The organism is Streptomyces sp. 11x1, from assembly GCF_032598905.1.
GTDB lineage: Bacteria > Actinomycetota > Actinomycetes > Streptomycetales > Streptomycetaceae > Streptomyces.
Window position 1 is genome coordinate 3,937,609 of sequence record NZ_CP122458.1, and the last position, 12,677, is coordinate 3,950,285.

Annotated in this window: 11 protein-coding genes; 2 read left to right on the top strand and 9 right to left on the bottom strand. The window is 71.4% G+C overall.

The features are described 5' to 3' along the window. Positions 1 to 35 precede the first annotated feature (35 nt). The 4 genes from P8T65_RS17045 to P8T65_RS17060 form a co-directional block, all read right to left on the bottom strand. Positions 36 to 1,484: a glycine hydroxymethyltransferase gene (locus tag P8T65_RS17045; RefSeq protein WP_316726189.1), complete on the bottom strand. Its 1,449-nt coding sequence runs from the start codon at positions 1,482 to 1,484 to the stop codon at positions 36 to 38. 213 nt (positions 1,485 to 1,697) lie between these two features. Next, entirely contained in the window at positions 1,698 to 2,882 is a 1,185-nt protein-coding gene (locus P8T65_RS17050) for a glutathionylspermidine synthase family protein (RefSeq protein ID WP_316726190.1), read from the bottom strand. Between the two features lie 21 nt (positions 2,883 to 2,903). Further along, positions 2,904 to 3,293 (bottom strand): hypothetical protein, encoded by a 390-nt coding sequence (locus P8T65_RS17055; RefSeq protein WP_316726191.1) that lies wholly within the window; start codon positions 3,291 to 3,293, stop codon positions 2,904 to 2,906. 152 nt (positions 3,294 to 3,445) lie between these two features. Continuing rightward, the gene (locus P8T65_RS17060; protein ID WP_316726192.1) at positions 3,446 to 4,477 is read right to left on the bottom strand and encodes a WYL domain-containing protein; all 1,032 of its coding nucleotides are present in this window, start codon (positions 4,475 to 4,477) and stop codon (positions 3,446 to 3,448) included. A 63-nt stretch (positions 4,478 to 4,540) separates the two neighbouring features. Between P8T65_RS17060 and P8T65_RS17065 the strand changes: the two genes are divergently transcribed. Continuing rightward, a complete protein-coding gene (locus tag P8T65_RS17065) occupies positions 4,541 to 5,770 on the top strand; it encodes an epoxide hydrolase (protein ID WP_316726193.1) in 1,230 nt (409 codons plus the stop codon). A 71-nt stretch (positions 5,771 to 5,841) separates the two neighbouring features. On the opposite strand, the gene P8T65_RS17070 is transcribed toward P8T65_RS17065, so the two are convergent. The 3 genes from P8T65_RS17070 to P8T65_RS17080 form a co-directional block, all read right to left on the bottom strand. Further along, positions 5,842 to 6,672, bottom strand: a complete 831-nt coding sequence (locus P8T65_RS17070; RefSeq protein WP_316726194.1) for a hypothetical protein — start codon at positions 6,670 to 6,672, stop codon at positions 5,842 to 5,844. 146 nt (positions 6,673 to 6,818) lie between these two features. After that, positions 6,819 to 7,808, bottom strand: a complete 990-nt coding sequence (locus P8T65_RS17075) for a malate dehydrogenase (RefSeq protein ID WP_184904451.1) — start codon at positions 7,806 to 7,808, stop codon at positions 6,819 to 6,821. Positions 7,809 to 8,299: 491 nt separating this feature from the next. Then, on the bottom strand, positions 8,300 to 9,664 hold the full coding sequence (locus tag P8T65_RS17080; protein WP_316726195.1) for a DUF2690 domain-containing protein: 1,365 nt from the start codon (positions 9,662 to 9,664) through the stop codon (positions 8,300 to 8,302). Between the two features lie 438 nt (positions 9,665 to 10,102). On the opposite strand from P8T65_RS17080, the gene P8T65_RS17085 reads away from it, so the two are divergent. Further along, complete coding sequence (locus tag P8T65_RS17085; protein ID WP_316726196.1) at positions 10,103 to 10,636, top strand: peptidoglycan-binding domain-containing protein; 534 nt, start codon at positions 10,103 to 10,105, stop codon at positions 10,634 to 10,636. 138 nt (positions 10,637 to 10,774) lie between these two features. On the opposite strand, the gene P8T65_RS17090 is transcribed toward P8T65_RS17085, so the two are convergent. Both P8T65_RS17090 and P8T65_RS17095 read right to left on the bottom strand, forming a co-directional pair. Further along, positions 10,775 to 11,278 (bottom strand): helix-turn-helix domain-containing protein, encoded by a 504-nt coding sequence (locus tag P8T65_RS17090; RefSeq protein ID WP_316726197.1) that lies wholly within the window; start codon positions 11,276 to 11,278, stop codon positions 10,775 to 10,777. Between the two features lie 486 nt (positions 11,279 to 11,764). Then, the gene (locus P8T65_RS17095) at positions 11,765 to 12,217 is read right to left on the bottom strand and encodes a DUF3017 domain-containing protein (protein ID WP_316731616.1); all 453 of its coding nucleotides are present in this window, start codon (positions 12,215 to 12,217) and stop codon (positions 11,765 to 11,767) included. Positions 12,218 to 12,677 lie beyond the last annotated feature (460 nt).

Below are 12,677 nucleotides of genomic sequence, written 5' to 3' on the forward strand. Positions count from 1 at the left end.
GCAGACGGTCGGCGGCGGCCAGAAGGTCGGCCGGTTCAGCCGAGGTCGATCTCCGGGTACAGCGGGAAGCCGGCGACGAGGTCGGTGGCACGACGGGAGATCTCGTCGGCGACCTTCGCGTCGAGGACGTGCTGGGCCTTGGAAGGGGCGCCGGACTTGGTGGTGCCGGGCTCGGTGGTGGTGAGGACGCGGTCGATGAGGCCGGCGACCTCGTCCATCTCGGCCGTGCCCAGCCCCCGCGTGGTCAGCGCGGGCGTGCCGATGCGGATGCCGGAGGTGTACCAGGCGCCGTTCGGGTCGGCCGGGATGGCGTTGCGGTTGGTGACGATGCCGGAGTCGAGCAGCGCGGCCTCGGCCTGACGGCCGGTGAGACCGTAGGAGGTGGCGACGTCGATCAGGTTGAGGTGGTTGTCGGTGCCGCCGGTCACGAGGGTGGCGCCCCGGCGCATCAGGCCTTCCGCCAGCGCACGGGAGTTGTCGACGATGCGCTGGGCGTAGTCCTGGAAGGCGGGCTGACGGGCCTCGGCGAGGGCGACTGCCTTGGCGGCCATGACGTGCGGGAGCGGACCGCCGAGGACCATCGGGCAGCCCCGGTCGACCTGGTCCTTGAGGGAGTCGTCGCACAGGACCATGCCGCCGCGCGGGCCGCGCAGCGACTTGTGGGTGGTCGTGGTGACGATCTGGGCGTGCGGTACGGGATCGAAATCGCCGGTGAGGACCTTGCCGGCGACGAGGCCCGCGAAGTGCGCCATGTCCACCATGAGCGTGGCGCCGACCTCGTCGGCGATCTCGCGCATGATCCGGAAGTTCACGAGACGGGGGTAGGCGGAGTAACCGGCGACGATGATCAGCGGCTTGAAGTCGCGGGCGGAGGTGCGCAGGGCCTCGTAGTCGATGAGGCCGGTGGCGGGGTCGGTGCCGTAGGAGCGCTGGTCGAACATCTTGCCGGAGATGTTCGGGCGGAAGCCGTGGGTGAGGTGGCCGCCGGCGTCCAGGGACATGCCGAGCATGCGCTGGTTGCCGAAGGCCTGGCGCAGTTCGGCCCAGTCGGCGTCGGAGAGGTCGTTGACCTGGCGGGCGCCGGCCTTCTCCAGGAAGGGGACCTCGATCCGGTCGGCGAGGACGGACCAGAAGGCGACCAGGTTGGCGTCGATGCCGGAGTGCGGCTGGACGTAGGCGTGGCGGGCGCCGAAGAGTTCCCTGGCGTGCTCGGCGGCGAGGGACTCGACGGTGTCGACGTTGCGACAGCCGGCGTAGAAGCGGCGGCCGACGGTGCCCTCGGCGTACTTGTCGCTGAACCAGTTGCCCATGGCCAGGAGGGTGGCCGGGGAGGCGTAGTTCTCGGAGGCGATCAGCTTGAGCATCTCGCGCTGGTCGGTGACCTCCTGGCCGATGGCGTCGGCCACCCGCGGCTCGACGGCGCGGATCACGTCGAGGGCGGCACGGAAGGCGGTGGACTCGTGGGAGAGGGGCTCGGCTGACATGGGGACCTCCGGACGTTGCGTTCAGCGTTCACGGTACGGCCCAGGCGCACGGCACTCATCTTCCCCGGGCCGCTCCCCGATGGTCCGTCCCATCCCAGCGCGCCAGTCACGGCCCACCACTCACCCTATCGGGCGGGCCGGAGCGGCGGGCCGGGACGTCCACCATTCGAACGACGGGAGGAGTCGGGAGAAGTCGGGAGGAGGGGCCGTCGGTCAGAGGATGACGTGGGGGAGGAAGCGGGCGTACTCGTCCGTGACCAGGCCCGACGACTCGCGGATGCCGAGGCCCGCGGACTCGTTCTCGACGACCCAGGCGCCGAGGACGACGTGGTTGTCGTCGAAGGCGGGCAGGGCTGCCAACTCCTGGTAGCAGCAGGGTTCTTCGCGGAGTGCAGGGGCGGTGCCCGGGGCGTGCAGGGTGACCCCGGCGCCCTCGCGGCCGAGGAGGGGTTTGGCGACGTAGCCGGTGGTGGCGGCCAGTTCGCGGGGGCCGTCGAGATAGGCGGGGAGGAGGTTGGGGTGGCCGGGGTACAGCTCCCAGAGGACGGCCAGGAGGGCCTTGTTGCTGAGGAGCATCTTCCAGGCGGGCTCGATCCACATCGTGGTCCCGGTGCCGCCGCCGTTGTCGAGGGTGGCGAGGACATGGGAGGCGAAGCGGTCGGTGGTGAGCCACTCCCACGGGTAGAGCTTGAAGATGCCGCGGATGAAGCGGAGCTTCTTGTCGACGAAGCGTTCGGCGAGACGGTCCCAGCCGATGTCCTCCATGGAGATCCAGTCGGTGGCGAGCCCGGCCTGTTCGGCGGTCTCCTTCAGATAGGCGACCGTCATCAGGTCCTCGCCGAGTTCGTCGCCGGCGGAGTGCGCGAAGTAGAGGGGGCTGCCCGACGGCAGGAGGGGGGACTGCTTCTTCCAGGCGTCGACGAGGCGTTCGTGGAGGGAGTTCCACTGGTCGGCGCCCGGGAAGCGTTCCTCCATCCAGAACCACTGGGGGCTGGCCGCCTCGACGAGCGAGGTCGGGGTGTCGGCGTTGTACTCCAGCATCTTGGCCGGGCCGGTGCCGTCGTAGCGGAGGTCGAAGCGGCCGTAGACGGACGGCAGTTCGGCGCGTCGGCGCCACGCCTCGGCGACGAGGCCGGCAAGGCGCGGGTCGGTGATGCCGAGGTCGGCGAAGCGGTCCTCGGCCACGATGTGTTCGGCCGCCGCGAGGCACATGCCGTGCAGTTCCTCGACGACCTCCTCCAGCGCCTCGACCTCGGGCAGCGAGAAGACGTAGTACGCGCTCTCGTCCCAGTACGGGCGCAGGGAACCGTCGGGGTGGCGGGTCAGCGGGTAGATCAGCCCCTGTTCCTCGACGGTCTCCTGCCAGCCCGGCCGGGGTTCGATGGTGCGGCGTTCCATGGTGTCGCCTCGTCCGCCGGGTCAGCCGCCGCCGGAACCGGAGCCGTCACCGTCGCCCGAGCAGCCGAAGCCGTCCCGGTCGACGGCCTCGCTGCGGCTGAAGGTGCCGTAGTCGGCGCGGCCGCCGCTGACGTCGGCGTCGTAGTACCAGGCGGAGTCGACCGAGCCGGTCTGGCTGCGGTTGCCGCTGCTGTTGCTCTTGCGGTTCTTGCCGAACGACGACGAGGAGCTGGAGCTCGAGTTGCAGTTCTTGTCGGCGATGATCTTGTAGCCGTTGGCGTAGTCGTAGCTGTCGCGGTCCACGCAGCGGCGGTCCGGATCGGAACCGCAGGAGGTCAGGGCCGCCGCGACGACGCCCATCCCACCGAGTACGACCGTGCTGGACCGCAGCCGCCTGCGCTGTTCTCCCATGTGTGCTCCCCCGTAGGGCTCGTGAGCCCTGCCGTACCGGGACCGGTCCGCGATGCGATACACGAAAACCGGCCACCGTCTTATATGCGCTTTATCGGCGCTCAGACTAGTGATCGACTCCTGGCGGAGGCCAATTGGGTGCACAGGGCGGCCTACGGGCGGCGGATCGCCCGCAGCGAGCGGGTGGCCTGGGCGCGCAGGGCCTCGGCGAGTTCGGGTGGGGCGGACGCGCCGAGGGTGAAGTCGGCGTCAACCGAGGTGATCATCCAGGCGAGGTCGCGCGGGGTCTCGGCGCCCAGATGCAGCAGACAGCGATCGTCGTCGACCGGTTCGAGCACCCCCATGCCGGGCCAGAGCCGGTCCCCGACCGATGCGGCCGACTCGTGCAGGGTGACGGTGGCCCGGAAGGGCCAGGCCCGGGACGAGACGCGGTGGGCCAGATAGGTCGCCGCGTCACCTTCTGGGAGTGCGCGGGGGACGAAGCGTGGTCCGGTCGGGGTGCGCGGCACGAGACGGTCGACTCGGAAGGTCCGCCAGTCCGTGCGGTCCATGTCCCAGGCGACGAGATACCAGTGGCGGTCGAAGCTGACGAGCCTGTGCGGCTCGACGGTGCGGACACGGGGCACGGTTGGCGGCGTGGATCGGGACGCGGCTCGGGGCTCCGGTGTACGGGGATCCGGGGCCGAGTTGTGCGGGCTGGTGTAGTCGAAGCGGAGGCGTTCGTGGCGGCGGCAGGCTTCGGCGATGGCCATGAGGGTGTCCGGCGCGACCTTGGGGGCGGGGGCCGCTCCCGCTCGGACGGTGGCGTGGTGCAGGGTCGTCACCCGGTGCCGCAGCCGGGACGGCAGCACCTGCTCCAGCTTGGTGAGGGCCCTCAGCGAGGCCTCCTCGATGCCGGTGACCGTGCCCTCGGCGGCGGTGCGCAGTCCGACCACGACCGCGACGGCCTCCTCGTCGTCGAGCAGCAGGGGCGGCAGGCTAGCGCCGGCACCGAGCCGGTAGCCGGCGGCGCCCCGGGCGGCGTGCACGGGGTAGCCGAGGTCACGCAGTCGCTCGATGTCCCGGCGCAGGGTGCGTCGGCTGACGCCGAGCTGCTCGGCGAGTTCGGCGCCGGAGCGGTCGCGGTCGCGGTGGCTCTGCAGCAGGGCGAGCAGCTTCAGCAGTCGTCCGGAGGTCTCCAGCATGGACATGAGGGTGCCGCAGAGTTAGGACCGAGGGTGACCCAACCGGTTCGTAGCGTCGGAGCCATGACGAACCCGACAGCCGCATTCACGCGTACGCCAGCACCCACTCCGTTCCGGCTCGCGATCCCGCAGAACCGCCTCGACGACCTGCGCCGACGCCTGGCCGACACCCGCTGGCCCGACGAACTCCCCGGTGTGGGGTGGAGCCGGGGCGTGCCGACGGGCTATCTGAAGGAGCTCGCCGAGTACTGGTGCACCGGCTTCGACTGGCGGGCGCAGGAGGCGGTGGTCAACGCGTACGACCAGTACACGGCGGAGGTCGAAGGACAGCACGTGCACTTCCTGCATGTGCGGTCGCCGGAGGCGGGGGCCACGCCGTTGCTGCTGCTGCACGGCTGGCCGGGCTCGGTGGTGGATTTCCTGGACGTCATCGGCCCGCTGTCCGATCCCCGTGCGCACGGCGGGGATCCGGGGGACGCGTTTCACCTGGTCATCCCGTCGCTGCCGGGGTTCGGACTCTCCACACCGCTGGCCGGACCCGGGATGGACGCGGCCCGGACGGCCTCGGTGTTCACGGAGCTGATGTCCCGTCTGGGGTACGAGCGGTACGGGGTCCAGGGATACGACACCGGGTCGTGGATCGCGCCCGAGATGGGGAAGCAGGCGCCGGAGCGCGTCGTCGGGGTCCACGTCAACGGCATGATCTCCTTCCCCGTCGGGGCGGAGGGCGAGACGGACGGCCTCAGCGAGGTCGAGCAACGGCGCTGGCAGACCATGCAGGACTTCAACGACGGCTACCTCCAGTGCAACTCCAAACGGCCGCAGACGGTGGCGTACGGGCTGACGGACTCCCCCGTGGGGCAACTGGCCTGGATCGTCGAGAAGTTCAAGGAACTCACGGACCCCGAGGACGGGTTGCCGGAGGACAGCGTCGACCGGGACCGCATGCTGACGAACGTCTCGCTCTACTGGTTCACCGGCACGGCCGCCTCGGCCGCGCAGATCTACTACGAGGAGATCTCCGCGAGTTCCTGGGGAGACGCCGAGGGTTCCTGGGGCGAGACCGAGGCTTGGGGTGGGGCGGAGGGCCAGGGTGAGACCGGTGGCGGCGGCGCGAAGGTGCCCACCGCCGTGCTGGTCTCCGCGCGCGATGTGACGGTCCGGCGTTGGGCCGAGCGGGACCACGACATCGTGCGGTGGACCGAACTCGAACGCGGGGGCCACTTCCTCGCCCTGGAGGCCCCGGAGGCGCTGGTCGAGGACCTGAGGGAGTTCTTCCGCGAGTTGCGGTGAAGGGACCGGAGCGCTCCGGAGCACCGGGCGCGCCTCTTCCTGAAGAGGCCGTCGTAGGCCGGCCCCTGCGCTCACCCCCGTACGCAGGTCGCTCCCGTCGGGCACAGGGAGGTGACCGCCATCGTGACCGGCTCGCGCAGGGTGTCGAGCGGGGTCGACTCGGGACCGCTGAGGCGAATGCCGTAGATCTGGTCGTCGGCCGTGCGGAAGCGGTGGTCGATGACCAGGCGGGGGCCCAGGTCGCCGTCGCCGTCGAAGCGGTAGACGACCTCGGAGAAGCTGTCGTCGTCGGCGGCGGCGCGGTCGATGACGCGGTAGCCGGGGAGGCGGGCGAAGCCGTAGTTCTCGTTCTCGGCCATCTCCATGGATTCGGCGGGGGTGCCCTCGCTGACCTGGAAGATCTGGAGGATCCGGCTGCCGTCCGGGGACTCGTACGTCACGACCGGGGGTTTGCCCGACGGTGTCTTCGCGGTCCGGTCCCAGCCGGAGGGCGCGTAGACGGTGAAGCCCACCGGGTCGTCGGAGCGCACGTAGCCGGGGGCGAGGTCCGCGCCGTCGCTCGCGCCCGCGCTCGCGCTCCCTTCCCCGTCCTCACCGTTGTCCGCATCCGTGCCGTCGGCCCCTTCGTGACCCGGGGCCGACTGTTTCGGGGTGGCCGAGGAGGTGGCCTCGTCGTCCTCCGGGCCGGCCACCGAGAGAGAAGGCGGGGGCGTGGTGGAGGAGGTGTCCGTGGCCGTCGTACGGGTCGAGCCGTCGTCCCGGGACAGGGTCCACACCCCGAATCCGGCGCCGCCTCCTAACAGCGCGGCGAGTACGACGATGGCTGCCGTGCGCGGCCAGGGGCTGCCCCCTGCTGAGGGCTCGTCCACCCAGCGTCCTTGGTGCGGGTCCCAGCGCGTCATCCTGTCCCCCTTGCCGACGTCGGCGTTCTCATGACGTGCGTAGGCAGACGATAGCGGCGAACACGCCGAACAGGCCCTGTCCTGGTCGAAACCGGGACAGGGCCTGCGCGGACGAGCTAGGGGGCGCCGCCCCCCGGGAGGGCTGCTCAGAGGAGGCCGAGCGCGCGGACCGCCTCGCGCTCCTCCGCCAGCTCCTGGACCGAGGCGTCGATACGGGCGCGGGAGAACTCGTTGATCTCCAGGCCCTGGACGATCTCGTACTTGCCGTCCTTCACGGTGACCGGGAAGGAGGAGATGAGGCCCTCGGCCACACCGTAGGAGCCGTCGGACGGGATGCCCATGGAGGCCCAGTCGCCCTCGGCGGTGCCGTTGACCCAGGTGTAGATGTGGTCGATGGCGGCGTTGGCCGCGGAGGCGGCCGACGATGCGCCACGGGCCTCGATGATCGCGGCGCCACGCTTGGCGACGGTCGGGATGAAGTCCTCGGCGAGCCACTTCTCGTCGCTCACGACCTCGGCGGCGTTCTTGCCGGCGACCGTGGCGTGGAAGATGTCCGGGTACTGGGTCGCGGAGTGGTTGCCCCAGATCGTGAGCTTCTTGATCTCGGAGACCGGGACGCCCGTCTTCTTCGACAGCTGGGTCAGCGCGCGGTTGTGGTCCAGACGGGTCATCGCGGTGAAGCGCTCGGCCGGTACGTCCGGCGCGGCGGCCTGGGCGATGAGGGCGTTGGTGTTGGCCGGGTTGCCGACGACGAGGACCTTGATGTCGTCCGCCGCGTGGTCGTTGATGGCCTTGCCCTGCGGCTTGAAGATGCCGCCGTTGGCCTCGAGCAGGTCGCCGCGCTCCATGCCCTTGGTACGGGGGCGGGCTCCGACGAGCAGACCGACGTTGGCGCCGTCGAAGGCGACGTTCGGGTCGTCGGTGATGTCGATGCCCGCCAGGAGCGGGAAGGCGCAGTCGTCGAGCTCCATGGCGGTGCCCTCGGCGGCCTTGAGCGCCGGCGTGATCTCCAGGAGGCGGAGCTTGACCGGCACGTCCGCGCCGAGCAGCTGGCCGGAGGCGATGCGGAAGAGCAGGGCGTAACCGATCTGGCCGGCCGCGCCGGTGACGGTGACGTTCACGGGAGTGCGGGTCATGGCGTTCTCCGTATGACAGCTGGCGGTGGGGCGTCCCTGCCCCTGCGGGACGTACAAATGATCGATCTCTCGGCGTCAAGAGATCGATGGTCAGGCTATCGCGCATCCGGGATCCCGGACGGCCGGGGTTCGTGTGGCCCAGCCCACAAGTCGCGCCGCGGGGGAGGGCCACACGAAAGAGGCGGCCGCCGGTCCGGGGGGTGGGACCAAGACGGCCGCCTGTGGGGGTGCCGGGCCGGGAGGGTGGTGCGTCTCCCGGGCGGGCCGGACTCCCGTGGGGGTACCCTCCGCCTGCCCCAGAGTTCGGCGGGCATTCCACTTACGCCGTGAATACTTTTCGGTAGGGGCAATGACGGAAGGTGACCGGATCGGTCGACGGGCGAGTCGGCACATAGCGAGTGCATCGACGGCGAGTCGGCGGATGGCGAGTCCGCCGACAGTGCGTCGACCGAGGGCGAGGCGAACGAGGACGAGGGAGAGGCTGCGAATCGCTACCCCGTGCAGCCCTTCTGCCCGGATGCCAGGGTCGCGCAGGCCGTGGCCTCGCCCGCGTCCTTCACGGCCACCATCTGGGTGTAGGCGATGTTGTCGCCGGCGGCTTCGATGGCGGCCGTCTGCTTGGTCTTCCCGACCGTGACCTGGACCTCGTCGCCCTGGGCGGCGCCGGTGATGCGCGCCCAGGCGGCCTGGCAGGCCTTGCTGTAGCGGACCTCGACGCGGGTGGTGCCGATCGTGGCCTCGTCGGTGGTCCGGACGAGGTTGCCGATGCATCCCATGGTCTCGGGGTCCTTGCCGTCGCAGCCCTTACCGCTGCACTTCACTCCGGCCGGGAGATCGGGGTTCGTGCCGATCGAGGTCGACGGGGAGGTCGGCGACCTGTCCCCCGCCTGGTCCTTGCCGTCTCCGTCGGTGAGCAGGAAGGCCGCCGCGATGACGACGAGCGCGCCCACGGCCCCGGCGAGGAACATCGTCACGCGCCGCTTCGGCTGGGAGTCGCCGTCGCCGGACCGGCCACCGCCGCCCGGCGGGGGCCCGAAGACACCGGACGGGGCCGCGGCGTCACCGCCGCCCTGGACGCCCCCGGGGACCGAGGCCCCGGCCGGGCCCCGGGACGAGGAGGCCGACGACACCGAGGCGGAACCCGGGGCCGCCCCGGAGGAGGCCGAGGACGACCGCCCGCCCACCAGGCCCGACGGCGAGGATGAGGACGCCGAGGGCGAGGAGCCCGACGGGGTCGCTCCCCAACTGACGCGCGAGGCCCCTCCGGCGGCCGACCCGGCCCCGCCGACCCCGCCGTACGGCGGCGCGGAGGAGGACACGGAGGGAGCGGACGGCGACGAGGCCGACGGCTCGCTAGAACCCCCGTACGGCGAGCGCGAGATGCGATCGGCCGGGGAGCGCGGCTGTGGCGGGACGGTCGGCGAGACGCCCGCCGGGCCCGCCACGCCCGGCGTCGCGGTGGCGCTGCGGCCAGCTCTGCCGTTCCTGCCGCCGCCCTTGACAGTGGACTGGCCGCCCGTCTCGCCGAGGGCGGCGCGGGCCTGGGAAATACGGATCGCTTCCATGGTCATGTCGTGGCGCATCTCCGAACGGCTCCAGGCCCGCTCGGCAAGCTCCCACATCGTGGTCAGATGCACGGGATCGGTACCCGTCACCTCGGCCAACGCGACGATCGCGCCTTTCGGCGCGAGCAGTCTGCCGTTCAGATACCGCTCCCAGGACGTCTTGCTGTAGCCCGTGCGGTCGGCCACCGCGGCGATGCTCAGTCCACCGCGGTCGACGAGCCGGCGGAGCTGGCCCGCGAACTCCCTGACCTGTGGATCGAGTTCATCCGGCAAGGCCCTCCAACGAGGCATTACTTCCCCCCTCTTCCCCCGTACGTCTCTCCGTACGACCCGGGGCCCTCTCCGAAGCCCCGTTCTGGCCTACCCACTGGGATGCGCCCGGCGGGGATGCCAGTTCCGCGGAAAGGGGCGTGCGGGAGCATTTCGGACGTGCTCACGCGCTGTCGCGCGCCCCACAACGGTCTGTGGTCCAGTGTCCCACCGGCATCCCGGATTTCCGGGCGGAATCGCAGGTCCAGGCACGGGACGTCCCAGACCATCCCAAATGCCCACGTTAGCCCTGGTGTCGAGCGGGTCGGCCGCACAACCTCGAAGTTGTCAACACATCGACACAGGGACCACACAGGCACGGTCACACAAGTCGAACAGGGGCTCGTGCGCCTCGTACACACCGGCGAGGAACGTGTCCGTCAGTGAAGACCGACAGACAACGGGGACCAGGGGGATCACATGCAACTCAAGTCCAGGCTGCTGCTCGCGGCCGTCGCCGTGACGGCCTCGGCCGGGCTCGCGCTCGGCACCGCCGCTCCGCTCGCCACGGCCGCGGAGCCGCACGTCGTCGACGGCTCCGGTGCCGCGTACAACGACTGGGGCGACGAGGGCACGCTGTCCGTCAACTCGCACGCCAAGAGCAACGCGACGCGGCTGTGGCAGAGCGTCCTGTACGCCGACGGAGCCAAGTGGAAGGACTCCAGCGGGAATCTGCACACCTTCACCCAGTGGGACATCGACGGGATCTTCGGCTGGAAGACCCGCTCGGCGACCAAGTACTGGCAGGCACAGGAAGACCTGGAGGACGTCGACGGGATCGTCGGCAAGGAGACCTTCGGCCAGGCCGACGGCTTCCTCGACGGGCCGTACGGCGACGGCAAGGTGACGTACGCGGGCCTGTCGCACGAGGTGGACTTCAAGCGCCTCGACGGGGACTACTACGTCAGGATCGGCTCGAAGTGGAAGGTCGCCGCGTACGGCTGGCGCGGCTGAGGGGGTTCGGCCGTCACCGATCGGTGCCGGCGAGCGCCGATGGGTGAGGGCGGGCACCGATCGGGTGACGGGGGGCGCCGACAGGTGACCGTGGGCGCCGCCGGAGGTCGACTGTTGCCGCAAGGTTGACGGGGGTCGTCACGACAGGGTGACGGCCCCTATCAGCGCGGCGGTGACGAGAGCCAGGGCGAGCAGGACGGCGAGGGCGGCGTAGAGGGCGACGCGGCCGGGTGGGCGGGGGGCCGGTTCGTCGGCGGGGGTGTCCCACCAGGGGAGCGTGGGGTCGTCCTCGCACGCCTCGGCCGCGTTCTCCCTCCGCTCCCCCGCCGCTCCGGGCTCGGGCGGCTGGAACGGCGGCACCGTCTGGGGGGCCGGGCGCGGCCAGGCCCGCAGGGCCAGTTCGCGCAGCGCCCCGAAGCGTGCGGCGTCCTCCCCGGCGACCCGGCACAGGGCCACGACCGCCTGGCGGGGCGGGGGCTGGGTGCCGTTGAGGTACCGCTGCCAGGAGGACTTGCTGTAGGCGGTGCGCGCGCCGAGCGCGACGAGACTCAGTCCCGTGCGGTCCTTCAGCAGGCGCAGCTGCTCGACGAAATGCTGTACCTCCGGGGGGAGTTCGTCCGGCAGCGGCTGCCAGGCGCTCATCGGGCTGCCTCCTCGACTGAAAGGCGGGGCTCAAGGGCGGGTCTGAGCAGGTGACGAAGCTCGTGGGTGGACCGGTTCCCACCAGTACGGGTGTCGGAGCCGTGGCGTTCGGACAGCGCGCCGGACCGGGCGGGAGTGCTGTGGAGTGACGTGGGTGGCCTGGTGAGGCGAAGCGAAGGGCACGAACGGGGGCGCGCGAAATGCGCCCGCGCCGGTGGTGATCCACGGCTGCCGGCCTGCCACTGCCGGCCTGCCGCCGGCGGCCTGCGCTGCTGCCATGCCGGGATGACGTCCGGGTGCCGTCGCGGTGGCTCGATCCGGACACCTTGGCGGAATGGTCACTTCCGTGCCACAGCGGCCTGACAGGTGTTGAACAGGTCGTTCGCCGTGCAGGAACGTGGAACGCGACGGCGGCCCGTCCTTACTCGGGGGAGGGGACGGACCGCCGTCGCACCGCGTCAGGGACCGGGGCCGGAACGGCCGGTCTCAGCCCGTCTCCTCGTCGCCCACCGTGAAGTGCAGCGTGTCCTTGAGGAACGGGATCTCCAGCCACGGCTTGGGCTGGGCCATCAGCGCGAGCAGCACGATCGCGGTGCCCAGGAAGATGTACGTGGCCATGTCGGTGAAGCGGGAGCGGACGGCGAGCATGCCGACGTCCCGGACGGCCCAGCGCAGCGCCGCGCCGGCGAGCAGCGCGACGCCGATCAGGATCGTGCCGATCCGGAACGCGTCCAGCGCGGTGAGCAGCAGACCGAGGCCCACGGTGCTCAGCACGGCGAGGATCGGCCACTGCCGGACGGGCGCGGGCGCCTCACGCGGTGCCGCCCGGCCGCCGCCCTCGGGCCGCGCGGTGTCCTTCGTGAACATCGGGAACCGCCGGGTACCGCGCACGGGCTTCCCGTCGGCATCGGGCACGCTGATGTGATCCCGCACCTCGATCTCATCACCGCCCTCGGCGGACCTGGCCGCGTCGGCCGCCCCGGACGCCTCAGCCGAAGGGCCGGCGACCTCGGCCGCCTCGCCCGACCCGGCGGCCCCGGCGGCTCCCGCGGCTCCGGTCGAGCGCGAGCCCTCTGCACCCTCGTCCGCGCCGACCGTCTCCGGCTTCCCCGGCTTCTTGACCGACCCGGCGGCAGCCGAACTGCCCTTCCCAGCCGACCCGGCGGCACCCGATCCCCTGGCGGCAGCGGACCCGGCCGCCTCAGCCGACCCTCCAGCCGCAGGCAACCCCTCGGCCGCAACCGACCCGGCCCCCTCGGCAGCGGCCCCCGCGGTTTCTGTCGTCCCGGCCTTTTCCGTCGTCCTCGACATCTGTGCCCTCTCCGACGCAGCCCCGTCGCTCGCGCCCGGCCGCTCCGACGTGGCGGCTTCGACCGCCGCCTTCCCGAGGCCGGGGGCG